Below are 22,027 nucleotides of genomic sequence, written 5' to 3' on the forward strand. Positions count from 1 at the left end.
TGTTCCTTGAATGAGCAAAAAAGGTCGTCGTAAAAAAGCTGGACACCGACAATAACGGCGGCGCCGTGATGGCACAACGGTCCATTGGGCGTAGCGCCGCGACAGGGCAGCACTTTGCCGATGACCACATAAAAACGGCGCCCGCAGGCGCCGTTTGCGTCCCCGTCGCCGGCATGGCTTACAGCAGCAGGCGACGGATGTCGGTCAGCACGGTGGACAAAAACACCGTAAAGCGCGCCGCGTCCGCCCCGTTGACCGCACGGTGATCATAGGACAGCGACAGCGGCATCATCAGGCGCGGCTGGAACTCGGCGCCGTCCCACACCGGCTTGGTCTGCGCTTTGGAAACGCCGAGAATGGCGACTTCCGGGGCGTTGACGATGGGGGTAAACGCCGTACCGCCAATCGAGCCCAAGCTTGAGATGGTAAAGCAGCCGCCGGACATGTCCTCGCGCTTGAGCTTTTTGCTCTGGGCTTTTTTGCCCAGCTCAGCCATTTCCCGGGCGATTTCCAAAAGCGATTTCTGGTCGGCGTCGCGCAGTACCGGCACCATCAAGCCGTCCGGCGTGTCCACGGCGATGCCGATATGAACGTACTTTTTCCACACCACGGTTTCGCCGTCGCTTTTGAGGCTGACGTTGAACTGCGGGAACTGCTTGAGCGCAAAGGCGCACGCCTTGACCAGAAAGGGCAGCGGCGTGAGCTTCGCGCCCTGGGCTTCGGCCTCGGCCTTCATCGACTTGCGGAAGGCTTCCAGCTCGGTGATATCGGCCTCGTCAAACTGCGTCACGTGGGGCAGGTTCACCCAGCTGCGGTGCAGGTTGGTTGCGCCCATTTTCATCAGCCGGCCCATGGGCTTTTCTTCCACTTCGCCGAACTGGCTGAAGTCCTGGTCCGGGATCGGCGGAATGCCGCTGCCTCCGGCGGCCGGGGCCTGCTCGCCGGCGGTGGCCGGCGCCTGGCCGGACAGCGCCTTTTTGACGAACGCTTGCACGTCTTCCTTGAGCACGCGGTCTTTCGGGCCGGTGGGCGGCACCTGGGCCAGATCCACGCCGAATTCCCGGGCGAGCATGCGCACGGCGGGGCCGGCGTGTACGCGCTTGCCGTCTTTGGCCGGCGCAGCACTGGGCGCGGCGGCCGGCTTGTCGGCGCCGGACGCGGGCTTCTGCGCGGCCTGTTTTTCCGGCGCGCTTTTCTGCTCGGACTGCTTCTGCTCGGTCTGCTTTTTCGGCGCAGGCTTTTTCTTCGCGCCGGCGACTTCGACGATGCCGATCACGTCGCCTTCGGACACGCTGTCGCCGACCTTCACGGAGACTTCCACCAGCTTGCCCTTGTAGGGGCTGGGCACGTCCATGGAGGCCTTGTCGGATTCCAGCGTAATCAGCGCGTCTTCTTCTTCGATGTCATCGCCAGCGCTTACGGCGATTTCGATGATTTCCGCGCTGTCGCCGATGTCCGGCACGCGGATTTCCTGACGCGCAGGCTCGCCGTCATCGCCGTCATCCTCGTCTTCGTCGGCCGCTTCCGGCTCGCTCTGGCTGGCCGCCGAGGCGCTGTCGTCGGCAGACGTGTCCTGAGAAGCGTCTTCGGCCGCGTCGCCGCCTTCGCCTTCGACTTCCATCTGGCCGATCACGTCGCCTTCGGAGACGCTGTCACCCACCTTTACGGAAAGCTCAACCAGCTTGCCGGTATGCGGGCTGGGCACGTCCATGGAGGCCTTGTCGGATTCCAGCGTAATCAGCGCGTCTTCGGCATCGATCTCGTCGCCAACGCTTACGGCGATTTCGATGATTTCCGCGCTGTCGCCGATGTCCGGCACTGTCACGTCGACGGTTTGCTTGCCGCCGGCCGCCTTTTTCGTCGGTGCCGCGTCTTCTTTCGGCGCGTCTTCCTGCTTCGGCGCTTCTTTTTGCGCCGACGCTTCTTTCTTCGCCGGCGCTTGTTCGGCCTGGTCGTCGCCGGCGTCTTCGCCGCCTTCAACTTCCAGCTCGACGATGTCGTCGCCTTCAGAGACGGTGTCGCCCTCTTTCACCAGCACTTTGAGCACCTTGCCGGCTTTCGGCGAGGGTACGTCCATGCTGGCCTTGTCGGACTCCAGGGTGATCAGCGCGTCTTCCGCTTCGATGACGTCGCCTTCCGACACCGCAATCTCGATGATTTCGACATCGTCGCCGCCGATGTCGGGCACTTTGATGTTTTCGCTACTCAAGGTCGCGCTCCTTCCAAATCGGGTCGAGCCGGCGGGGGGTGCCCCGCCGGGCAGCGGATCAGCTGGTCAGCGGGTTGGGCTTGCTGGCATCGATGCCGTACTTTTTCAGCGCCTCGCCCACGACCTTGCGCTCGATGTCGCCGCGGTCGGCCAGCGCTTTCAGCGCCGTTACGGTGACAAAGTAGCGGTCCACTTCGAAAAAGTGGCGCAGCTTCTCGCGGGAATCGGAGCGGCCGTAGCCGTCGGTGCCGAGGACATGATAGTCCATGGGCACCCAGGCGCGCACCTGATCGGCGTAGAGCTTCATGTAGTCGGTAGCGGCAATCGCCGGGCCCTGACGGCCTTCCAAACACGCGGTAACGTGCGGCTTGGCCGGCTCCTGATCGGGCTTGAGAAACGCCTGGCGATCGACTTCCAGCGCCTCGCGGCGCAGCTCGTTGAAGCTGGTCGCGCTCCAGGTGTTGCTGCCCACGCCCCAGTCTTCAGCAAGCAGCTCGGCCGCCGCTTCGACTTCGCGCAGAATGGTGCCCGAACCCAGCAGCTGAACGTGGCCCTTGCCCTTCTTGCCCTGGGTATGGCCCAGCAGGTACATGCCCTTGATGATGTCGTCGGCGGGCACCTCGTCAAGCGCCGGGTGCTCGTAGTTTTCGTTCATCACCGTCATGTAGTAGAAGACGTTTTCCTTGTCCTGGTACATGCGCTTGAGGCCGTTTTGGACGATGACCGCGACTTCGTGGGCATAGGTCGGATCATAGCTGCGGCAGTTGGGGATGGTCGATGCCTGAATCAGGCTGTGGCCGTCCTGGTGCTGCAGGCCTTCACCGTTGAGCGTGGTGCGCCCGGCGGTGCCGCCGACCATAAAGCCCCGGGCCTGCATGTCGCCGGCCGCCCAGGCCAGATCCCCGATGCGCTGAAAGCCGAACATCGAATAATAGATGTAAAACGGCAGCATCGGCAGGCCGTTGTTGCTGTAGGACGTGGCCGCGGCAATCCACGAGGACATGGCCCCTGCCTCGGTGATGCCTTCCTGCAGCACCTGGCCGGACTGGGACTCGCGATAGTACATCAGCTGGCCCTTGTCCATGGGCTCGTACTTCTGGCCTTCGGCGGCGTAGATGCCGAACTGGCGGAACATGCCTTCCATGCCGAAGGTGCGCGACTCATCGGGCACGATGGGCACCACGCGCTTGCCGAACTGCTTGTTTTTGATCAAACCGTTCAGGATGCGCACAAACGCCATGGTGCTGGAAAACTCGCGGCCCTTGGAGCCTGCCAGCTGCGAGGCAAAGATCTTGTCGTCCAGGCCGGGGATGTCAATGGCCTCGAAGTCTGCATGACGCGTCGGCAGGTGGCCGCCCAGACGCTCGCGCTGCAGCTTCATGTACTTGACTTCCGGCGCGTCCTCGTCCGGCCGGTAGTACGGCATTTCCTTTTCCAGCTGCTCATCGGTCAGCGGAATCTCGAAACGGTCGCGAACCTTTTTCATGACGTCGATGTCGTCGATCGACTTGATCTGGTGCGCTTCGTTGTCGGCCTCACCGCCTTCGGCGGTCAGCCCGTAGCCCTTGACGGTATGCGCAAGAATCACCGTGGGGCGCTCGTTGGCGTTGTGGAACGCTTCGTAGTAGGCCGAGTACACCTTGACCGGATCGTGGCCGCCGCGGTCGAGCTGGCCGACTTCCTCATCGGTCATGTCCGCGACAAGCTCGGCGGTTTCCGGATACTTGCCGAAAAAGTGCTCGCGGGTGTAGGCGCCGCCCTTGGACTTGCAGTTCTGGTACTCGCCGTCGACGGTTTCGTCCATCAGCTTTTGCAGCATGCCGCTTTTGTCTTTCTCAAACAGGTGATCCCACTTGCGGCCCCAGATCACTTTGATGACGTTCCAGCCGGCACCGCGGAACATGCCCTCAAGCTCGGTGACGATGCTCTGGTTGCCGCGCACCGGGCCGTCCAGGCGCTGCAGGTTGCAGTTGATCACGAAGTTGAGGTTGTCGAGCTTCTCGCGGCTGGCAAGGTGGATAGCGCCGAGAGTTTCCGGCTCGTCGCACTCGCCGTCGCCGAGAAACGCCCAGACCTGGCGATCCTTCATGTCCTGCAGGTCACGATTGTGCAGGTACTTGATAAAGCGCGCCTGGTAGATGGACATGATCGGACCGAGCCCCATGGACACCGTGGGCAGCTGCCAGTAGTCCGGCATCAGCCAGGGGTGCGGGTAGGACGACAGGCCGTCCCCGTCCACCTCTTCGCGGAAGCGATCCATCTGCGCTTCGTTCAAGCGGCCTTCCAGAAAAGAGCGCGCGTAGATGCCCGGCGAGCTGTGGCCCTGGATATACACCAGGTCGCCGGGGTGATCGCCGTGGGGGGCGCGGAAGAAATGGCCAAAGCCCACGTCGTAGAGCGTGGCCGCCGACATAAAGCTCGCCAGGTGGCCGCCGATCCCCGGATTCCGGTTGTTGGCCCGGGTGACCATGGCCGCCATGTTCCAGCGGATCAGCGAGCGAATCCGACGCTCCATGTCCAGATCGCCCGGCATGCGCGCTTCGCGATGCGGCGGAATGGTGTTGCGATGCGGGGTTGTCACCGAAAACGGCGCCACGCCGGAATCCTGGCGCATGCGATCGGCCAGGCGGGTCAGCAGGTAGCGGGCACGCCCCTCGCCTTCACGATCCAGCACCGATTCCAGAGCTTCCAGCCACTCTGTGGATTCGACCGGGTCAAGATCTTCTCGTGTCTCCAGACTCATACAGGTCTCCGAATGACGATAAATGACGGTGGCCCCGCAAACCGGGGGCCCGGGTGGCCGCGGTAGTCGTTATGCCACCACAGGCCTGCGTTCGCCGGCGCGCCTTGCCAGCGCAAAATGGAAAACCATTCTACATTCAATAGATGGCGTTCGGCAAAATGTAGTAAATCTACACAAAGATAGGAAAAGAACGTATTTTCTGGGAAAAACGATACCGTAAAGCCGCTGCTTTGCCAATTCTTCTCACCATAAAATCTTCGGTTTCTGCCCGTCCTTTGCGGCGGCAGTCAGCCCTTTCAGCGCACAGCGCTCGGCGTTATAAATCAACCGATGCGTAGTTAAACTACTTGTTTTACAGACCCGCCAGGCCGTTTTTCACCAGCGCTCGGTCAAGGTATGCCCAGTCGAACGCCGGGCCGGGGTCGGTCTTGCGTAGCGGCGCTACATGGGCATGGCCGGTCATTCGCCCCGCGCTGAGCGAGCGATAGCGCACGCGCAGCCAGCCAATCAGCTCGGCAAGCCGGGCGTACTGGGCGCGGCGAAAAGGCGTGTCGTCGTCGCCTTCCAGCTCAATACCCACGGCAAAGTCGTTGAGCGCCCGGCGCAGCGTGCCGCTTTGCGGATCGCGCCAGCAGGAACGCCCGGCGTGCCAGGCCCGGCGCTCGGGTTCGACAAACTGCACGCAGGCGCCGTCCCGACGAATTAAAAAGTGTGCCGAAACGCGCAGGTCAGCAATGTGCGCAAAAAACGGGTGGGCATCCGCGTCCAGCCGGTTGGTAAACAGCGCTTCGATGGCGTCACCGCCGAACTTCCCCGGCGGCAGGCTGATGGCATGCAGCACGATCAGCGAAACTTCATCGGCAGGGCGCGCATCGGCGTTGGGCGACGCCACCCAGCGGGCCGACGGCCACCGGCCCGCGGCGTGATGTGTCTGGCTCACACGGCCTCCTTATGGCGGATGGCACGGGCTTTTCGCCCGATGTTGAAGGGGTATCATGCTTGTTTTCCTGCGGCCACAGTGGCCTATAATGGCGGTTTATCCAATCGCTTTAGTACCGTTTGGGAAGGCCAGCCATCATGCATTACTACACCGCTCTTGCTGAAGAGATACGCTCAAGCGCCGCTCATCTGCTGGCCGAAGACCTCGGCCCGGGCGATATCACCGCCGATTTGATTCCCGAATCGCAGTGGGCAAGCGCCCGGGTGATCACCCGGGAAGACTGCGTGCTGTGCGGCGTGGCCTGGGTCGACGAAATATACCGCCGGCTGGACAGCCGCGTATCGCTCAGCTGGCAGGCGGCCGACGGCGATCGTCTCGCTGCCGGCCAGTGCTTTCTGACTCTGGAAGGCCCGGCGCGCAGCCTGCTCACCGGCGAGCGCGCCGCGCTCAACGTGCTGCAGACGCTGTCGGCCACGGCCACGGCCACAAGGCACTACGTTGATATGCTCGACGGCACCGGCGTGCGCCTGCTGGATACGCGCAAGACGCTGCCCAACCTGCGCCTGGCGCAGAAGTACGCGGTGACCTGCGGCGGCGGCCATAACCACCGCATCGGCCTGTGGGACGCGTTTTTGATCAAGGAAAATCACATTGCCGCCTGCGGCGGGATCAAGGCGGCGGTGGAGCAGGCGCGCAAGCTGTCAGGCGAGCTGGACGTGGAGGTAGAAGTAGAAACCCTCGACGAGCTGGACCAGGCGCTGGCCGCCGGCGCGGATACCATCATGCTGGACAATTTTTCGCTGACGGATTTGCGCGAGGCCGTCGCCCGCACCGCGGGCCGCGCCGTACTTGAAGCATCAGGCAACGTCGACGACGCCACGCTCAGCGCCATTGCCGATACCGGCATCGACTGCATTTCCAGCGGCGCGCTGACCAAAGACATCAAGGCCGTTGATCTATCCATGCGCCTGGTGGAGCAAAACGCGGCCTGATCGCCCCGCGTGCCGGGTCAGGTTTCCACGGCACGCAGGCGCTTGCGCAACCGGTAACGCTTGAGCTTTTCTCCGCCGCGTTCAACCCGCTGCTCGCCGAGGTTTTCCCAGCCTCGGCGCTCCAGGCGCTCAACCAGCGTCAGGCTGGCTTCGATCTCAACGACATCGCGGCCCTGCTCGACCAGCAGGCGCTCGGCGTGGATCAAAAGCGTCGTGCCGATACCGCGCCCGCCAAGGGACGGCCAAACGTACAGCGTTTCGATTCTGGCACTTGCCGTATCCAGCTCGACAAAGCCCACGCAGCGCCCGTCACACACCGCCACCAGCGTTGTGTAAAGCGAATGCCGGGCCGCCCAGGCGCTGGCCTTGCGCGGCAGCACGCCGGCCCAGGCGCGACGCTGGGTCAGCGAGTAATGGCCCGCAGCACCCTGCATAACGGCGTGATAAAACACTTCGGCCTGGTCGGCCGCATCGCGCGCCAGCGCCTCGCGGTAGATCATGCGCGGCATTGCGCTGCCGCCCGCGGCCGTGCCGGTCTGGCCGTTGTCCGCACAAAACCTCGCCATACGACATGCCTCTCTTTTACCAACGATCCACCAACGTACCTTATACTGGGCCCGCCTTCACCTTTTCTTCCTTTTTGGCCGGCCGGGCAACGCCCGCCCGCCGCGAGGCAGCGACGCATGCACGACCCCTGCTCCCCTTTGCTTTCCGCGCCTGATGGCTGGCCGCTGCGCCCGATCGGCTGGGTCGCCAGCGACTACCCGGACAAGTTCGGCGTGCCCCGCCAGCCGGGCCTGGCGCCGGCGGCAAAAACGACGCTTACGCTGGCGGCACCGTTCAACGATCCGCTGGCGGTACGCGGCCTGGATGCCTTTAGCCATCTGTGGCTGACGTTTGTGTTCCACCAGGCGCCGGGCAGCGCGCGTTTCGCCCCGCTGGTACGCCCGCCGCGCCTGGGCGGCAATCGCAAGGTCGGCGTATTTGCCAGCCGCAGCCCCAACCGCCCCAACCGGCTGGGGCTGTCGCTGGTCGAGCTTGAGCGGGTGGAAGCGGAGGGCGGCGTGCAGCTGGTGCTCGGCGGCTGTGACCTGGTCGACGGCACGCCGGTGGTGGACATCAAGCCGTATATCCCCTGGCTTGAAGCCCGCCCCGAGGCCCGGGCCGGCTTTGCCCCGGCACCGCCGCCGGCGGTCGAAGTGGTGTTCTATCCCGCCGCCTGCGCCGCTATTGAGCGGCGCGCCGACGGCGCTTCCCTTGAAGCGCTGATCACACAGGTGCTGCGCCAGGATCCGCGGCCGGCCTACCGCCACGGCCAGGCCCAGCCCGAGCGAGTTTACGGCGTGCGCCTGCGCGACGTGGACGTGAAGTTTCAGGCGCTTGCGCCCGACCCCGGCGCTGACGCTCATACAGGCGTTCTCACAGACACAAAAATGGCCACTACCTTGGCGGTAGTAGCCATAGAATAGCGGCCATTGAAACGTTACCGGGCTCCCCTGGCGTCAGGCCTCGGGAAACGTGATACCGATGCGCCGGCCGACTTCTTCGTAGGCCTCGATCACCCCGCCAAGCCCCTGGCGAAAACGATCCTTGTCCAGTTTTTCTCGGGTATCGGCATCCCACAGCCGGCAGCCGTCCGGGGAAAACTCGTCGCCGAGAATGACCTGGCCTTCGTGGATGCCAAACTCCAGCTTGTAGTCCACCAGCAAAAGATGCCCCTCGGCAAACAGCTGCTTGAGCACGTGGTTGACCTTGAACGTCAGCGCTTTCATGCGCGTGAGCTGCTCAGGCGTCGCCCAGCCAAACGTCTCGGCCAGCGACTCGTTGATCATGGGGTCGCCGCGCTCGTCGTCTTTGAGGAACAGCTCGAAGGTGGGCGGGTTCAGGGCCGTGCCCTCTTCAACGCCCAGGCGCTTGACCAGCCCGCCGGCCGCCACGTTGCGCACCACGCACTCCACCGGAATCATGTCCATTTTCTTGACCAGGCTTTCGGTCGCGGACAGGCGCTTGTCGAAGTGGGTAGGAATCCCCGCGTCTTCCAGGCGCTCCATGATAAACGCGTTGAACACGTTGTTGACCATGCCCTTGCGCTCAAGGGCTTGCTTGCGCTTGCCGTCAAAGGCGCTGGTGTCATCGCGAAATTCGAGCACCAGCCGGTCAGCAGCGTCGGTGGTGTAAACAGACTTGGCCTTGCCGGCGTAGAGTTCCTGGCGCTTTTCCATGGTACGTCCTCTTGCGTCGACACAGCAGCTCGACGCGGTCAAATGATGGCATCTTAACTTAACGTAGATAGCCGGACACGCGCTCCAGCAGCTCGCGCCGGGCGTCAACGCTGAGCGCTTGCTGGCCGACACTGCGGGCGCGCAGCCGGCTTTTGTCGCCCTGGGTTTCCAGCACCAGACGCACCCGCCGGGGGTCGTCATCGGCGAAGGGGTTCAGCTGGGCCAGCACCCCTTGGCGACGGTGATCCAGCGTCAAATAGCGCACGGTAAACGCGTGGCGCTCGGGATCGCTGGCCAAAAGCTCGCGCTCGCCGGGCTTGTTGAAGTCCAGCGCCAGATAGTAGGCGATTTCGGCCCAGGCGCGATCCGCAGAGTACGGCATGCGCACGCTCACCTCGTCGCCTGTGCGCACCAGCTGTACGGCAAGCTGCTCTTCAACCCGGCGGGCGTTGAGTGAAGAAAGCGTATCCTCGCCGCCGCCGCGGCGGCGCAGATAACGCTCAAGGCGCTCAAGGCAGTCCCCCTGCGACTGGCCGGCGCGTTCGCAGTGCACTTCGCTGGCGCCGGGGCGCACGGCGTTATCCAGTCGCAGCGTTCCCTGGCCGGTTTGCAGCACCCCGCGCGAGGGCACGCTGCGCTCAATGCCGCCGGCCCGCGTGCGCGCAAAGCGCTCAAGCCGAGGCCAGACCCCGGCCGGATCATCCGCCACCACCAGCCAGCGCCTATCGTTGACGCGGCGGGACGTTACATACCCTTCCTCCATGCCCCGGGCGGCGGTCAGCGGGCGCGGCGCGCGGGCTTCTACCGGCGTATCCGGGCGCGCCGACGCCGAGCCGTCTCCGGGCGGCATGGGCAGCGCCGGCTGTACGCGGCTTGCATCTCGGGTATCGGGCAGCGTCAGCGGTGGCGTCGGCGCCGAGTCGACGTAGTCGAGGTTGCGGTCATCGTAAAAACCTTCCCGAGCGCAGCCGGCAAGCGCGACTGCGCCTGCCAGAGCCAGCGGTATCCATTTGAGCGCAGCGTTCATCCAGCCACCTTATGCGTTAAGCGAATTCCGTGGGACCAGGCGCTACCGGCGCGGGGCGTTTCCAGTACACCGCGCCGGTGGTGCCAGGGTCGTGCAGGTTGCGTCTGCCGCGGCATCAGTCGTCGATCACGCCGGCCAGCTGCAGCGCCTCGCTGATGGTGGCGTGATATTTCTCCGAAAGCCACGTCAGCGGCAGGCGCACCCCGGCGTCGGCGTAGCCCATACGGTTAAGCGCCCACTTGACCGGAATCGGGTTGGCTTCGATGCCCAGGTTGGTGTGCAGCGGCATCAGCCGGGTGTTGATTGCGTGCGCGGCGTCGGCATCGCCGGCCACCGCTGCGGTGCACAGCTCATGCATGGCGCGCGGTGCGACGTTGGCCGTCACTGAAATATCGCCGTGACCGCCCATCAGCATGAAATCGCAGGCCGTGCCGTCATCGCCGGAGTAGAGCATAAAACCGCTGCCTTTCAGCCGCGCGATCAGGTCTTCAGCGCGCTCCAGGTTACCGGTGGCGTCTTTCAGCCCGATGATATTGTCCACCTCGGCCAGACGCATCACCGTCTCGTTGTAAAGATCCGAACAGGTGCGCCCGGGGACGTTATACAAAATAACCGGCAGGTTGCTGCCCTCGGCGACCGCCTTGAAATGCTGATAAAGCCCTTCCTGGGTCGGCTTGTTGTAGTACGGGCATACCGAAAGGCAGTAATCGGCGCCGACTTCGCTGGCGTAGCGGGCAAGCTCCACGGCCTCGGAAGTGGCGTTGGCGCCGGTGCCGGCAATCACCGGAATACGCCCGTTGACCTGCTCCACCACGGTGCGAATCACGTCGAAATGCTCGGCAAACGACATGGTCGTCGGCTCGCCGGTGGTGCCTGCCGCAACAATGGCGTCGGTGCCGTTTTCCAGATGGAAGTTCACCAGGCGGCGCAGCGCCTCCCAGTCGATGTCGCCATTGACCTTCATCGGCGTCGCCAGAGCGACAATGCTGCCTGTGATCATCCGCTTGTACCTCACGCAAAAGGGGGGACGCGCCGCCGAATACGGGGCGCGCGCATGGAATTCAAAAAGCCACGCCGGCGGCGGAGTGCCACGCGCGGCGGCTCCACGGTAAATGGTACTCAGGCGGTGAAAGCCTGTACAGCGCAAAGCGCTGCGACTTGAGCAGGCACCGAGCGGAAACACGCTTTTTTGACACGCGCCGGCCACTTGCGTGTAATCGGCGTGATAACGTTGATTGCCATCCCGCATTCAAGGAGTTTTGCATGAGCGTCGACATCGGCCAGCCCGTACCGGATTTTTCGGTTCTTCGTCGTTTCATGTGGATTTGGCCTGATCCAGCAGGCGGCCCACCGGGCTGCCGATCAGGTAGATCATCGCGATGAAGTTGGCCTCGTTCCGGTAACCACGTGCGCGTGACTTGGCCGCCTGGAAGAGTCCGTTCATGCCTTCCAGCCGCGCGTTGGTCAGTCCCGATATCCAGCGCCTCACCACCTGCTCGGCATGTCGCTCCAGCGTCGTCAGGGCCTTCGCCATCGGCTTGAGCAGTGCCTGGCCGGTGACGGCCTCCCGCATGACCTTGAGGTAGTTCGTGATGCGCCACCGGGCGGCACGCGGCGTCGGCGCCTTCTGGATCCAGCGCAGCTTTTCCTTGATCACCCAGGCATCGCCGGTGGCCCCCTGATCGGCTACCAGCTCCTGGAGGGCAGCGACCTGCTTGGCCGTCATATTGCCGTTATCCAGGTTCTTCAAGACCGCCCACCGGAGGGCTTTGGGATGCCCCTTCTCACGGCGTTCCTTCTTGCGGACCTCGTCCAGCGCCTTGGTGAAGGTCTGCACGATGTGGAACCAGTCGACCGTCACTTCGGCGTTGGGCAGGTGCTCGGCCACGCCGCTGAGGAACGCCTGAGACATGTCGCAGACCACCTCGACCACGTTGTCCGGGTCACCGCCATGCGCCGCCAGGAAGGCGCTGAAGGCCTTGATGGCGGCCTTGCCATGGCCCGGGACGGCGAAGAGCACCGGCTCCTGCTTGCGCTGCATGTCGAGGAACACCGTGACGTAGCGCTGGCCGCGCCGGGAGGCCGTTTCGTCCACGCCGACAGTGGCCACGCTGGACAGATCCAACTCACCCAGCATGCGCCCCACGTAGTGGTGCACGATGCGCCACAGGCGCTTGTCCGAGATCTCCAGTTGCCGGGAGACGGCCAGCACCGGCATCTCCTTGACCAGCGACATGGCCGCCTGCTCAAACAGCAGGGTGAAGTCGCTGCCAGGGCGGGCCCAGGGCACCTCGATGCGCTTGACGCCATGCTCGGGGCACTTGGTGCGAGGCACCCGCGCATGCAGGTAACAGTGGTGCTGGAAGAAGTTCAGATGCCGCCACGTCTTGTCGGCGAAGTCATGGGCCGGGCAGGCCTTGCCGCACTCAGGGCAGGGGTAGAGGCTGCCCCGCTCGGCCTCGACGTAGAGGTCCAGGCGGTGGGGCGAGACGGCGGTATCCAGGTGCTGGTCCTTGAGAACCCAAGGTGCTTCCAGGCCCAAGCCGAGGGTCAGAATCTGGGTGCCGTCCATGCCATACCTCCTGTCCATGTGGAGGTCATATCCTGGCCCAGCTCAGGGGGCGAATTCCACACCCAACGACGAAGAGCCGATTTTTCCGCCACCGCCACCGGCAACACCACCGTGACGCTCTCGGCGCTTCGCGGCCAGCAGGTTGTCGTCTACTTTTACCCCAAGGCCAGCACGCCGGGCTGCACCACCGAAGGCGGCGACTTTCGCGACCGCAAGCCGGCGTTTGACGCCGCCAACACCGTGATTCTCGGCGTTTCCCGGGACGGCATCCGCGCCCAGGAAAACTTCAAGGCCAAAGAGGGCTTCAACTTCGCGCTGATCGCCGACAAGGACGAGGAAATCTGCCGAATGTTTGATGTGATCAAGCTCAAGAAAATGTACGGCAAGGAGCATCTGGGCATCGAGCGCAGCACCTTTCTCATCGATGCCGACGGCCATCTCGCCCAGCAGTGGCGCGGTGTAAAAGTGCCGGGCCACGTCGACGACGTACTGGCCGCCGCCCAGGCCCTCAACGCCCAAAGCCAAAACAAGGGCCGCGCATAGCGCCGGGGGCTAGCCGGCTACAGGTCGTCATCAGCGTGATCGGCCGTGGCGTTTTCCTGCGCCAGGCGCCGGTCACGCTGGCGCAGCCCTCGCGGCCAGGCATACACCAGCGCCTTGAGCAGCGTGGCCAGCGGAATGGCAAAAAACACGCCCCAAAAGCCCCAGATACCGCCAAAAAACAGCACCGCGACGATGATGGATACCGGGTGCAGGTTGACCGCTTCGGAAAACATCACCGGTACCAGCACGTTGCCGTCCAGCGCCTGAATCACGCCGTAGGCCAGCAGCACGTAGGCCAGCTCGTCGCTCAGGCCAAAATGAAAGCCGGCCACCGCCGCTACCGGCAGCGTGGCCAGCGCCGCGCCGATGTACGGCACCAGCACGGAAAGCCCCACCAGCACGCCTAAAAGCGCCGAATACGGCACCCCGAGAAAGGCAAAGGTGGCAAACGCCACCGTGCCGACGATGATAATTTCAATAAACTTGCCGCGAATATAGTTGGCGATCTGGGCATCCATTTCCTGCCAGATGCGCGACAGCAGCGTGCGCTTGCGCGGCAGCAGCGACAGCGTAAAGCCGATCAGCGCATCGCGGTCCTTGAGCATGAAAAACACCAGAATCGGCACCAGCACCAGATAGATGATCAGCGCCATCACGTTGCCAAGCGAGGCCAGCGACAGCGACAGCGCGCGCTGGCCCAGCTGGCTGATCTGGCGGCTGGCCGCCCCTACCCAGTTCTGCACCTGGTCCGGGGTAATCAGGTTGGGATAGCGCGCCTGCAGCTCCCCCAGCCAGTGCTGGCCGCTGGCAAACATTCGCGGGGTTTCCTGCACCAGCCCCACCAGCTGATTCCAGATCAGCGGCAGCAAAATCAGCGCCAGCGCCAGCACTACGCTCAAAAAGCCCAGAAACACCACGCCCACCGCTAAAAAGTGCGGCACGCGCCGGCGCGTCAGCGCGTTGACCGCGCCCTGGAGCAAAAAGGCAATGACCAGCGCGGTAAAAAACGGCGCCAGCATCCGGCCAAACCAGATGACCGCGGCAAAGCCGGCAATCAGCACCAGCAGCAGGATCAGCGCCTCCTCATCGGAGAAATAGCGGTCTACCCAGTTTTTGACAATAGTGCGCAGCGTCATGACGCGCGGCCCTCGGCCTTGCGCAGCCGGTAGTAGTACACGCCGTCTACCTGGCGGCGATCTTCCAGCACGTGCGCGCTGTGCTCGGCGAACGAGGCCATATCACGCCAGGAGCCGGCATCGGTGGCCCGCACTTCCAAAAGCTGCCCGCCTGCCAGACGATGCAGCGCCTGCTTGGCCTTGAGCAGCGGCAGCGGGCAGGCCAGCCCGCAGGCGTCCAGCACCGCATCAGGGGCGCTACCCGGGCGCGGCGCTGTTGGTGTAGAGTCTGACATCACCCCTCCGTTGTATTTTGGATTTACGACTCTGCCTTATCGGGCATTGTCGCATACACTGCCACGGTGACGGCGCCCCACCCCGATCGCACTTCAACGTTTGCAGCACTCAATGCGGCATTGCGCCGATGATGTGTCAATGCACAATGCAGCCTAAGTGGCGCTGGCGCATCGCGCAAACCCGCCCGCACTGGGCGAGCGCTTATGCGGATGCCCGCTAGTTTCTCACCAACAGTTTTACCAGCATTGGCTGTCATCGAACCCATCAAGCGGCAACCAAAAAACTACCAGCAGTTTTGTGGAGCAGGATATTGTTCAAAAATAAGCGCATCGGCGGTCTCAATGACCAAGTGCAACATCTGACCCATCAGGTACGGTGTTGCCATGATCCATTGCTACCGCCATCTCACAGCTGAAGACCGAGCCGCCATCATGATGATGCGAGCCACTCACTCGATACGCGCCATCGCGAGTCATCTGGGCCGTGCACCAAGCACCGTGTCACGAGAACTCGCTCGTCACACCGTCGACCCCAGCAAGGGCTACGATGCTAGCCTAGCAGGCTACCGAGCACGCTTGACGCGTCATCGGCCACGTCAGCGACCCAAGCTGCATCCCGGTGGGGAGTTGCTTGAGGTGGTGACCTACCTGTTACGCAAGTACTGGTCACCGCAGCAGATAGCCCGCACACTGAAGCGTATGTCTCCTAACGATTCACGTCGACAGGTCTCGCATGAGGCCATCTACAACGCGCTCTATGTGATGCCTCGTGGCTCACTCAAGAAAGAGCTCATCGCCTGCTTGCGACAGGGTAACGGTAAGCGTCGGCCACGGAGTCGGGGTAAGGATCGGCGTGGTCAAATCCCGGACCTGGTCAGCATCCACCTACGGCCTCCCGAGATTGAAGACCGTCAGATGCCCGGCCACTGGGAGGGCGACCTGATCATGGGCGCTAACAACCGGTCCGCCGTTGGCACGCTGGTGGAGCGCACCACACGGTTGGTGATCCTGGCAAAAGTGGATGGCACCACGGCGACGGCCGCGGCCGTTGGCTTTAGCGACAAACTCAATGAGGTGCCGCGACGCCTGCGCCTATCCATGACCTATGATCAGGGCAAGGAAATGGTGAAGCATGCCGAGATCACTCAGAAAACCGGCACCGCGATCTACTTTGCTGACCCGCATAGTCCATGGCAACGGGGCTCCAACGAGAACACCAACGGGCTATTGCGGCAATATTTGCCGAAGGGCACGGATCTATCGGTCTATAGCCAGGCGGAACTCGACGCCATTGCCGACTCACTGAACACACGCCCGCGCGAAACGCTAGGCTGGCGAACGCCATTGGAGGTCTACGCCGAGGTGCTTAAGAATTCAACCGCCGGTTCGAACACTCTTCAATAGCGTTGCACTTGGAACTTGAGACCGCCATCACTTACAGGAAATGGTTTATTTTTTATCAGAGACACCAATCTTCAGCATACGAAGAAATTTACCAGGATTTTCAAAAAACTCTCCAACACTATACAAATTCCAATTTATTAGTTTAGCTTTCGCAGCATCTTCTTTACTAATAGCAACACCCACTCTGCAAGAAGGCCAAGCCAGCTCTGCTCTAATCACAATATTTCCATCAGTACCTCTTATGCCGAAACCAACCTCAGGGAGCGGGCTATTAAACGCTTTTAGATGATAAATTATGCCATTTATCCCTGGATCTGCCAACATAAAAACAGAATGCCAAGTTTGGATATTAGCTTTTCTCTGCTCCTGGCGTAATTGAGCTATTTCTTGGCGTATTTTATGTGGTACAGCCATATGTCCATGGTTTGATTCCTTGCTATGACAATCAATGCATAGTGCCTTAAGATTATTTTCAGTGTTATCGCTGCGCACTCCGTTGATATGGTGCGTATGCAGCAGATAAGGGTGCTGTGAAAGGTCAACCGCACAATTTTCGCAGCGATAGCTCTTTGCTGCGCGGTAGCTTTGCGAAACTTTCTTCCAGTCTTGAGTATAGCTTTCCGATGCGCCGGGCTTACGGCTTGGGTGGTACGGAAAGAAAGAGTCGTACTGTTCAAAAAAGCGGACAAACGAGAAATTATTAAAAGCCGCTTTGTTTCCAGGTACCGCGTAACCCCCGTAGTTCAGTTTACGCAGACATAGCTTGCAGACTTTCAGATCAGTCATTGCCGTTTGCTCGCGGCCGCCGTAGCTTCGCCCTGTGATATGAAAATACTCGCTATGATCGCGGGTGACCACGTAGCGCTCAAAGCGGCCTCTAGCCCGCATTTCTTCGAGTTTTTGACAAAAGGAAATATGTACCCTGTTACCTTTAGCTCCTTCTATTTCAGCATCTTCAAAACGCGAACGGTGGTCCTGAATATAAAGCAGCACCTGCTGACCTTGCCACATCAGCAGGTCGCCCGGCGTCTCCAGTTGACTCAAATCAGAGACTTCAAGGCCGCCTTCGGGGATCTCCAGCTCAGGGGGTGGAGTTGATGCTGCCTGAAGTTCTTTTTTGACCAGCGGCGGGTTCTCTGCATTCAGCGTCAACGGATCTATATCTACTGGTGGACCCATCCGTGTAACAGCAGCAATTAGTGAGCTAAAATCAACGTCCAGCTTCACGAATCCACCTCGGTGAGAATCTCACGAATCTGAGCTTCGGCATTGGTCAGGATGCGAAAGCTGACGCGCCTTGAGCTTTCAGCATCCTCTTCTCCAGCAGCGTTTTTAATCAGATGCGATGACGAAAGACCTACCGCCGCGGTAGTTTGTTGGACCCAGCTTTTCTGCTGCTGGGTTTCCGGCAGATCGTACAGATAGCTCAGCACCGAGCGCGTTCGATCCTGAGACAGCTGCATGTTGCGAAAGTAAGCCGTATCTTCGCTCACACGGCTGTTCCAACGACTGGAGGTATGCCCTTCTATACGAATCTCGTCGATAGAATCGTGGAAGGGCGTCAGCACGTTCAGGTAGCGCGGGTAAAAATCCTTCAGAATACTTTTAAAGCGCGGGCGCAGCTGAGCCGAACCGGTGGCAAACAGCACTTCCGGCGATTTAAATGTCAGCGCAAGCGTGTCGGCGTCAATTTCAGCCTGCCAAGTATCCAGATCGTCGGCAAACTCATCCAGCAGCGCCTGATAGATCGCTACCTGGGTTTCCTGATAGGTCTCCGCGACCTGCGTGACGTTCTCGCGGACTTCCAGCGCATGGCGCATTAGAGCAATCGAGATCAGCAAAAACACCATCATCAATCCGGCCATCAAGTCCGAAACGCTTAACCAATGGTGCTCGTCCTCGCTGCCTGATGCGCTGCCACGACCAAACAGCGCCTGCATTCGGCTCATCAATAGGCTCCTGAGTTGGCTGACTGCACCACCTTCTGCATTTCAGTCGTCAGCTTCTGGTAGTCTTGGGTAAAGCGTCCGCTGATTTGCCCCAGCGCGCTGCCCATTTCCGTCATCACCCGCTGCAGTTCTTGCTGCATGCTTTCGTCGATACGCTCCATCTGCGCATTAATGTGCTCTCCGGTGCGGGTAACAGCCTGTTGCATGGCAGCTTCTACCTGCTGGTACGCATTGCTGAGTTGAGCCTGGTATTGCTCGCCGGCGTCTTCCAGCGAACGCTGATACTGCGCCTGTAGGTTTTCCAATGCCTCACTGGCCTGACTCTGCGCCTGGCGCAGCTGTTCCTGGGCCTTGTCGCTCGCCTCGCTCATGGTGCCGGTCATTTTGTGGTGCTCATCCGCGACCCGGGTCACCAATTCCTGCACCTGCTTTTGCACGCTGGTAATGGCCGTTTCGTATTCTTCTTTCAACTGACGGTTGCCTTCCTCCCGGCTTATTCATGAGGCTGGCTTGAAAATAAAGATGGCGAGGGGTTTCTCTTGTAGAATCAGGATGTTCCAGCCAGAACTTGATTCAAGAGGACCTCTCGCCATGGGTGAAAGATTATCGTCGTGGACGCCTTCCTGCAATGGTTCTGTTCGGGCCGAGCTAAGCGGCCACCGCACCACCAGCGACAGCGGTGCCCTGCTGCTGCGTGAAGCCCTCGACAACAGCGGTGTCATCCAGGCGCTGGAAGAGAGCCTGGTCGACCGGCGTGATCCACTGCGTATTCGTCATTCCCTGGCCAGCCAGCTGCGAACCGTCGTGTTGCAGCGCGCCATGGGGTGGATCGACCTGGACGATACCGACACGCTGCGTCACGATCCGCTCTGGCAGCTGGCGTGCAGCGATGCACGCGGGATGACGCCTCTGGCACAGGACCGTCCGTCGCAGGCGACGCTGTCGCGGCTGCTGGCCTGCCTCGGAGGGCCCGATAACATCGATACCGTGCATGAAGGCCTGTTGCGCCTGGCGATCTGGCGCCTGGCATCGCTGAACCACGGCGAGCAGCCCGATAACCTGACGCTGGACATCGACGGCCTGCCGATCGAGGTCCATGGTCGTCAGGGTGGGTCGGCCTTTCACGGGCTGTACGGCACACGCATTTATTCGCCGCTGGTGGCCTCGCTGGCCGAAACCGGTGACATGGTCGGCGGCCTGCTGCGCGAGGGTAACGCGGGCCCTGCCGAGAACGCCGATACCTGGATCCCTCACCTGGTACGGCGCCTCAATGAAGGCACCGGTGCGACAGTGACAGTGCGTATCGATGCCGGGTTTACCGGCAACGATACGCTGCTGGCCATGGAAGAGCGTGATATCGGGTACCTGGGCCGGCTGCGCAGCAACAACACCCTTCAGACGCTGGCGGCGCCGTATCTCAAGCGGCCGCCCGGCCGACCCCCGGACCAGCCCCGGGAATGGTGCCATGACCTTGAATACCGGGCCGACAGCTGGCCCGAGCCACGGCGCGTCGTGCTGGTGGTTCAGGAGCGCCCCGACGACCTGTTGCTCCACGCCTTCTTCCTGGTGACCAACCTGAGTCGGTACCACTGGCCGCCGGAAAAGGTGTTATCACTGTACCGCAAGCGCGGCAGCGCCGAGGCGCACATGGGCGAGGTCAAGTCGGCGCTGGATGTTCACCTCTCGTCGACCGATCGCGGCGCCTCCACCGAGCAGAACGTGATGGATCGCAACGAGGCGAGTCTTCTGCTGAGCCTTTACGCCTATCAGGTGCTGCATGGTCTGCGTTGCGTGCTGGAACGGCAAACCCGACAGGGCTGGAGCCTGATCCGAATGCGTGAGCAGGTCCTCAAGGTGGCCGCCACCCTGATCCTCCACGCCCGACGTATCACGGTCCACCTCGGCGCCGCAGCCGATAAATGGTGGCCGACTCTGCTGAAAGGGCTACCAAAACTGACAGCGTTGCGCTGACGCCTCAGCGGTCGCATAAGCAAGACAGTGAGACGCCGGTCCTGTCGATGACCGGCGGTTCCGGCTGCCCGGATGACCGACGACAAGGCAGGGAAGGGGCTGAATAACGGCGATAGCAGCCGGACAGAGCGTCACCGGAAGACGGTGCCGTCTCGAAATCGGCGTTCGGCGACGAGCTACCGGCTCCCCGGGGCTTCAGGATGCCCAGTCAGCGTTCCGGTGAATAAGCCGGGTTCCTGCAAGCCGGTCGCGCTCTCTTCCAGCGTCTCTTTCATGCTGTGGCTGCCGGCGGCCAGATCTTCGGCGGCGTGCTGTGCCGCTTGGCTGATATCGCTTACGGTGTCTTCCACCTGACGGCGAATCTCGGGTACGGCTTCCACAGCGCGATCACGCATATCCCGGAAAGCCCCCAGATGCGATTCAAGATCATCCAGCTGGCGCTGAGTGGTGGCCAGCAGGGGCTCAAGGCCGCTCATGGCGTCAGGAATCGAGGCAGCGCTGTCGCTGATATGCGAGAGGCTGGTTTCGGTTTGAGTAATTGCGGTCACGCCCTGTGCGTACTGATCGCTCATCTCGGCCAGCTGCTGGCGATAGTTTTCCTGCCATTCCACCAGCGATTTGACCGAGGCATCCAGCGCTTTGAAGTTTTCACCAAACTGCTCGGTAAGCTGATTATTAAAGTCTTGAATGACTTCTTTCAGCGCGTTAATAACCTGCTCGGTGGCAGACTTGGACATCATCTCGGCAAAGTCATGCAGCTGCGTCGAGAGGTTTTGCGCAAATTTATCAAAGCTTGCCCGCTGGTCTTCGGCCTGTCGGTTCAGCGCCTCAGCCGCCTCTGCCTGGCGTTCGGCTTCCCTGGCAACCGCTTTGTGGTTATCGTCCTGATTCTGGCGCAGCAAACGAATCTGCCCCGTCAGCGTATCGCTGTCGTCTCCGGCAATGGCCTGATGCAAACGTTCTAGTCCTTCATTTTGCTCGCGCATCAGCTGATAAGTGCTTATTCAAAATTAATCGCGTATTCAGTGCCATAACCACCAAGTAGGCGGTGTACCTCATCACAGAGGCGATCAAAAGAGAGATAGGCTCCCAGCGGCAACCATGCATACTTCATTTGCCGCCACAGTATCTCAATCAAGTTCAGCTCTGGTGAGTAAGCCGATAGGTAAACCAGGTGCACGCGATGCGACATCCACTCAAGTATCTTCCGCCTGAAGGCCTTGGAGCGATGCATGCTGGCGTTATCAAGCACCACGACAGCAAAGGTATCGGGATCTTTCTGCGCCACAAACTGATCGAACGCCTCGATAACAATTTGCGTGGTGACCGACTCAGTCGTCGTGTGATAAACCAATTTCCCCGCTCGGCTGAGGAATCCCAGCACGTTCAGCCTTCGGCTATGTGAGTAGGCCGTTATCTCACATGGTTCGCCGACAGGGCTCCAGGCGTAAGGGACTGACGACGACTGTGAAAAGCCTGATTCATCAAAATAGTAGAGCTCATGGTCACCGAGATCTTCCCATTGCTGAAGTACCTTGATGAGGCCTTGGGTGTTGCGGAAATCCGTTTCGTTGCGCCGTTCCTTCAGCGAATGCCGGATCCGTTTGAAGCTGAAACCGTTTTTTTTAGCGCTCTACGAAGCGTGATCAGGCTAACAATTTTCCCCGTTTCTTCCTGAAAGCGGGCATGCAAGGAGCGAAGCTGATGGGGTTGCTCAGCGACCAGCTCCTGTAGCCGCTGATGGTCCGCATCATCTAGGGCCGGTGTGCGTCCACTCCGTGGCTTGTCGATCAACCCGTCGAGGCCCGACACTTCCCACTTCTTGAGCCATATGGATACGGCATCACGGCGAACCTGCAGTATCTCACTGATTTGGTTGATTGTATGACCCTGATCACTCAGCAAAATAGCATGGGCACGACGGCGCAGAGCGCACTTCTCACCATGGTGATAAGCAGAAAGCAGCGTGTGCAGTTCAGATTCAGATAGTGATTCGACGAAGCGCCTTGCCATTATTCTGTCCGCTTTTTGTCAGAAATTTGGG

20 protein-coding genes are annotated in these 22,027 nt (G+C 61.3%); 5 read left to right on the plus strand and 15 right to left on the minus strand.

Features of this window, described 5'->3' with window-relative positions; translation table 11 throughout:
* Nucleotides 1–178: 178 nt before the first annotated feature.
* The 3 genes from aceF to ampD all read right to left on the minus strand — a co-directional run bounded on the left by aceF (nt 179) and on the right by ampD (nt 5,892).
* Nucleotides 179–2,209 (minus strand): pyruvate dehydrogenase complex dihydrolipoyllysine-residue acetyltransferase, encoded by a 2,031-nt coding sequence (gene aceF / locus ACZ415_RS01925; RefSeq protein WP_344704147.1) that lies wholly within the window; start codon nt 2,207–2,209, stop codon nt 179–181.
* A 58-nt stretch (nt 2,210–2,267) separates the two neighbouring features.
* Complete coding sequence (gene aceE / locus ACZ415_RS01930) at nt 2,268–4,952, minus strand: pyruvate dehydrogenase (acetyl-transferring), homodimeric type (protein ID WP_344704149.1); 2,685 nt, start codon at nt 4,950–4,952, stop codon at nt 2,268–2,270.
* A 352-nt stretch (nt 4,953–5,304) separates the two neighbouring features.
* Nucleotides 5,305–5,892: a 1,6-anhydro-N-acetylmuramyl-L-alanine amidase AmpD gene (ampD, locus tag ACZ415_RS01935; RefSeq protein ID WP_344704151.1), complete on the minus strand. Its 588-nt coding sequence runs from the start codon at nt 5,890–5,892 to the stop codon at nt 5,305–5,307.
* 137 nt (nt 5,893–6,029) lie between these two features.
* Here ampD and nadC point away from each other — a divergent pair, with 137 nt between their 5' ends.
* Nucleotides 6,030–6,884, plus strand: coding sequence for a carboxylating nicotinate-nucleotide diphosphorylase (nadC, locus tag ACZ415_RS01940; protein WP_344704153.1), 855 nt, complete (start codon nt 6,030–6,032; stop codon nt 6,882–6,884).
* Between the two features lie 17 nt (nt 6,885–6,901).
* On the opposite strand, the gene ACZ415_RS01945 is transcribed toward nadC, so the two are convergent.
* Nucleotides 6,902–7,393 carry a GNAT family N-acetyltransferase gene (locus ACZ415_RS01945; RefSeq protein WP_344704167.1) on the minus strand — a complete coding sequence of 164 codons (492 nt, stop codon included), beginning with the start codon at nt 7,391–7,393 and terminating at the stop codon, nt 6,902–6,904.
* Nucleotides 7,394–7,567: 174 nt separating this feature from the next.
* Between ACZ415_RS01945 and tsaA the strand changes: the two genes are divergently transcribed.
* Nucleotides 7,568–8,353 carry a tRNA (N6-threonylcarbamoyladenosine(37)-N6)-methyltransferase TrmO gene (gene tsaA / locus ACZ415_RS01950; RefSeq protein ID WP_344704155.1) on the plus strand — a complete coding sequence of 262 codons (786 nt, stop codon included), beginning with the start codon at nt 7,568–7,570 and terminating at the stop codon, nt 8,351–8,353.
* A 33-nt stretch (nt 8,354–8,386) separates the two neighbouring features.
* Here the strand turns inward: tsaA and purC are convergent, their stop codons facing one another.
* From purC to ACZ415_RS01970, 4 genes are all read right to left on the minus strand, one after another.
* A complete protein-coding gene (gene purC, locus ACZ415_RS01955) occupies nt 8,387–9,106 on the minus strand; it encodes a phosphoribosylaminoimidazolesuccinocarboxamide synthase (protein ID WP_344704157.1) in 720 nt (239 codons plus the stop codon).
* A gap of 58 nt (nt 9,107–9,164) precedes the next feature.
* On the minus strand, nt 9,165–10,133 hold the full coding sequence (locus ACZ415_RS01960) for a lipoprotein, NlpB (RefSeq protein WP_344704159.1): 969 nt from the start codon (nt 10,131–10,133) through the stop codon (nt 9,165–9,167).
* Nucleotides 10,134–10,248: 115 nt separating this feature from the next.
* The gene (gene dapA, locus ACZ415_RS01965) at nt 10,249–11,133 is read right to left on the minus strand and encodes a 4-hydroxy-tetrahydrodipicolinate synthase (protein WP_344704161.1); all 885 of its coding nucleotides are present in this window, start codon (nt 11,131–11,133) and stop codon (nt 10,249–10,251) included.
* Between the two features lie 315 nt (nt 11,134–11,448).
* Nucleotides 11,449–12,705 carry an ISL3 family transposase gene (locus ACZ415_RS01970; RefSeq protein ID WP_464387777.1) on the minus strand — a complete coding sequence of 419 codons (1,257 nt, stop codon included), beginning with the start codon at nt 12,703–12,705 and terminating at the stop codon, nt 11,449–11,451.
* Nucleotides 12,706–12,816: 111 nt separating this feature from the next.
* On the opposite strand from ACZ415_RS01970, the gene ACZ415_RS01975 reads away from it, so the two are divergent.
* Nucleotides 12,817–13,248 carry a peroxiredoxin gene (locus tag ACZ415_RS01975; RefSeq protein ID WP_464387734.1) on the plus strand — a complete coding sequence of 144 codons (432 nt, stop codon included), beginning with the start codon at nt 12,817–12,819 and terminating at the stop codon, nt 13,246–13,248.
* Nucleotides 13,249–13,265: 17 nt separating this feature from the next.
* On the opposite strand, the gene ACZ415_RS01980 is transcribed toward ACZ415_RS01975, so the two are convergent.
* On the minus strand, nt 13,266–14,384 hold the full coding sequence (locus ACZ415_RS01980; RefSeq protein WP_344703170.1) for an AI-2E family transporter: 1,119 nt from the start codon (nt 14,382–14,384) through the stop codon (nt 13,266–13,268).
* Nucleotides 14,381–14,659 (minus strand): sulfurtransferase TusA family protein, encoded by a 279-nt coding sequence (locus ACZ415_RS01985; RefSeq protein ID WP_344703168.1) that lies wholly within the window; start codon nt 14,657–14,659, stop codon nt 14,381–14,383. Before ACZ415_RS01985 ends, ACZ415_RS01980 begins: the two co-directional genes overlap by 4 nt.
* A 384-nt stretch (nt 14,660–15,043) precedes the next feature.
* On the opposite strand from ACZ415_RS01985, the gene ACZ415_RS01990 reads away from it, so the two are divergent.
* Entirely contained in the window at nt 15,044–16,063 is a 1,020-nt protein-coding gene (locus ACZ415_RS01990; RefSeq protein WP_344703166.1) for an IS30 family transposase, read from the plus strand.
* Between the two features lie 45 nt (nt 16,064–16,108).
* Here the strand turns inward: ACZ415_RS01990 and ACZ415_RS01995 are convergent, their stop codons facing one another.
* From ACZ415_RS01995 to ACZ415_RS02005, 3 genes are read right to left on the minus strand one after another with little or no spacing between them, the layout of a single operon-like run.
* Nucleotides 16,109–17,290 (minus strand): HNH endonuclease, encoded by a 1,182-nt coding sequence (locus tag ACZ415_RS01995; RefSeq protein ID WP_344703164.1) that lies wholly within the window; start codon nt 17,288–17,290, stop codon nt 16,109–16,111.
* Complete coding sequence (locus tag ACZ415_RS02000) at nt 17,287–18,003, minus strand: OmpA family protein (RefSeq protein WP_464387735.1); 717 nt, start codon at nt 18,001–18,003, stop codon at nt 17,287–17,289. The genes ACZ415_RS01995 and ACZ415_RS02000 overlap by 4 nt, the downstream gene beginning before the upstream one ends.
* Nucleotides 18,004–18,011: 8 nt before the next feature.
* On the minus strand, nt 18,012–18,482 hold the full coding sequence (locus ACZ415_RS02005; RefSeq protein ID WP_344703160.1) for a hypothetical protein: 471 nt from the start codon (nt 18,480–18,482) through the stop codon (nt 18,012–18,014).
* A gap of 82 nt (nt 18,483–18,564) precedes the next feature.
* Here ACZ415_RS02005 and ACZ415_RS02010 point away from each other — a divergent pair, with 82 nt between their 5' ends.
* Nucleotides 18,565–19,983 (plus strand): IS1380 family transposase, encoded by a 1,419-nt coding sequence (locus ACZ415_RS02010; RefSeq protein WP_464387729.1) that lies wholly within the window; start codon nt 18,565–18,567, stop codon nt 19,981–19,983.
* A 176-nt stretch (nt 19,984–20,159) separates the two neighbouring features.
* Here the strand turns inward: ACZ415_RS02010 and ACZ415_RS02015 are convergent, their stop codons facing one another.
* Both ACZ415_RS02015 and ACZ415_RS02020 read right to left on the minus strand, forming a co-directional pair.
* Complete coding sequence (locus tag ACZ415_RS02015; protein WP_344703117.1) at nt 20,160–20,939, minus strand: hypothetical protein; 780 nt, start codon at nt 20,937–20,939, stop codon at nt 20,160–20,162.
* A 44-nt stretch (nt 20,940–20,983) separates the two neighbouring features.
* A protein-coding gene (locus tag ACZ415_RS02020; protein WP_464387722.1) for an IS630 family transposase occupies nt 20,984–21,996 on the minus strand; the annotation gives its coding sequence in 2 pieces (ribosomal slippage) (nt 20,984–21,612 and nt 21,612–21,996; 1,014 coding nt in all).
* Nucleotides 21,997–22,027: the final 31 nt, after the last annotated feature.

It is taken from the genome of Halomonas cibimaris, assembly GCF_055379665.1.

Bases quoted from the DNA above. Each gene is read 5' to 3' on its own strand.
- ACZ415_RS01960 (WP_344704159.1), bottom strand. From the start codon at position 10,133: ATGAACGCTGCGCTCAAATGGATACCGCTGGCTCTGGCAGGCGCAGTC.
- ACZ415_RS02000 (WP_464387735.1), bottom strand. From the start codon at position 18,003: ATGCAGGCGCTGTTTGGTCGTGGCAGCGCATCAGGCAGCGAGGACGAG.
- ACZ415_RS01945 (WP_344704167.1), bottom strand. From the start codon at position 7,393: ATGCCGCGCATGATCTACCGCGAGGCGCTGGCGCGCGATGCGGCCGAC.
- ACZ415_RS01970 (WP_464387777.1), bottom strand. From the start codon at position 12,705: ATGGACGGCACCCAGATTCTGACCCTCGGCTTGGGCCTGGAAGCACCT.
- ACZ415_RS01985 (WP_344703168.1), bottom strand. From the start codon at position 14,659: ATGTCAGACTCTACACCAACAGCGCCGCGCCCGGGTAGCGCCCCTGAT.
- purC (WP_344704157.1), bottom strand. From the start codon at position 9,106: ATGGAAAAGCGCCAGGAACTCTACGCCGGCAAGGCCAAGTCTGTTTAC.
- tsaA (WP_344704155.1), top strand. From the start codon at position 7,568: ATGCACGACCCCTGCTCCCCTTTGCTTTCCGCGCCTGATGGCTGGCCG.
- dapA (WP_344704161.1), bottom strand. From the start codon at position 11,133: ATGATCACAGGCAGCATTGTCGCTCTGGCGACGCCGATGAAGGTCAAT.
- nadC (WP_344704153.1), top strand. From the start codon at position 6,030: ATGCATTACTACACCGCTCTTGCTGAAGAGATACGCTCAAGCGCCGCT.
- ACZ415_RS01990 (WP_344703166.1), top strand. From the start codon at position 15,044: ATGATCCATTGCTACCGCCATCTCACAGCTGAAGACCGAGCCGCCATC.
- ACZ415_RS02010 (WP_464387729.1), top strand. From the start codon at position 18,565: ATGTTCCAGCCAGAACTTGATTCAAGAGGACCTCTCGCCATGGGTGAA.
- aceE (WP_344704149.1), bottom strand. From the start codon at position 4,952: ATGAGTCTGGAGACACGAGAAGATCTTGACCCGGTCGAATCCACAGAG.
- ACZ415_RS01980 (WP_344703170.1), bottom strand. From the start codon at position 14,384: ATGACGCTGCGCACTATTGTCAAAAACTGGGTAGACCGCTATTTCTCC.